The sequence below is a fragment of the Methylobacterium guangdongense genome (assembly GCF_038442355.1).
GTDB lineage: Bacteria > Pseudomonadota > Alphaproteobacteria > Rhizobiales > Beijerinckiaceae > Methylobacterium > Methylobacterium guangdongense.
The window spans coordinates 1-1,063 of sequence record NZ_JBBXMX010000069.1 but is presented as its reverse complement, the minus strand read 5'-3'; the positions used below and the strand labels follow the sequence as shown (position 1 = coordinate 1,063).

1 protein-coding gene is annotated in these 1,063 nt (G+C 66.8%); it reads left to right on the top strand.

Features of this window, described 5'->3' with window-relative positions; genetic code table 11:
- Positions 1-91: 91 nt before the first annotated feature.
- Positions 92-1,047 (top strand): IS630 family transposase gene (locus tag AAHG09_RS31765; RefSeq protein ID WP_342112328.1). Its coding sequence is split into 2 segments (ribosomal slippage): positions 92-431 and positions 431-1,047, totalling 957 coding nucleotides; the frame shifts between segments, so codons are not numbered across the junction.
- The last annotated feature ends 16 nt before the right edge of the window (positions 1,048-1,063 follow it).

The window sequence follows — 1,063 nt, the reverse complement described above, 5'->3', positions numbered from 1 at the left end:
CTAGAGCGGTCACCGATCGAATTGAATCGTCCAGGGTTTCGGCCGCGGCGGTGATGTGATTCGATGGAGAGCTTTCCGAGGAGGAGAGCCGATGGCGTCTGCCCTGTCCGTTGATCTGCGCGAGCGTGTCGTGGCCGCGATTGAGGCGGGAGCTTCGCGCCGGGAGGCGGCGCGGCGCTTCGAGGTCAGCCCGGCCAGCGCCGTGCGCTGGCACGGGACCTTCGTGCAGGAGGGCCGGACGCAGGCCAAGCCGATGGGCGGCGATCAACGCTCCCACACCATTGAGGCGCAGGCCGACCTGATCCGGCAGACCTACGAAGCGCAGCCCGAGCTGTTCTTGCACGAGTTGCGCGACCGTCTGGCCGAACGAGGTCTGCGGGTCGGGGTCAGCAGCCTGTCCCGCTTCTTCAAGCGCCACGGCATCACGCGCAAAAAAACACCGGCCACGCCGCCGAGCAGGAGCGGGAGGACGTGAAGGCTGCGCGCCTGTCCTGGTTCGAGCGCCAGCTCGATCTCGACCCGGACAAGCTCGTGTTCCTCGACGAGACCGCCACCAACACGAAGATGGTCCGCCGCTATGGGCGAGCCCCGCGCGGCGAACGCTGCCGGGTCGCGGTGCCGTTCGGCCACTGGAAAACCATCACGGTCACCGCCGGTCTGCGCTCCAGCGGCCTGACAGCCACCGCCCTCTTCGATGGACCGATGACCGGCGCTCGCTTCCGCGGCTATGTCGAAGAAACCCTCGTCCCAGCCCTCAGGCCCGGCGACACGGTCGTGCTCGACAATCTGCCCGCCCACAAGGTCAGCGGCATCCGCGAACGCATCGAGGCGGCCGGAGCGAGGCTGCTCTACCTGCCGGCCTACTCTCCCGACTTCAACCCGATCGAACTCGCCTTCGCCAAGCTCAAGGCCATTCTTAGAGCCGAGGCCACTCGAACGATCAGCGGCCTCTGGGACACGATCCGACGAGCCTTCAGACGCTTCACGCCAGCCGAATGCCGCCGGTATCTCGCCGCCGCAGGCTACGACGCATATGATCCAACATGATCGGATGCCGCTCTAG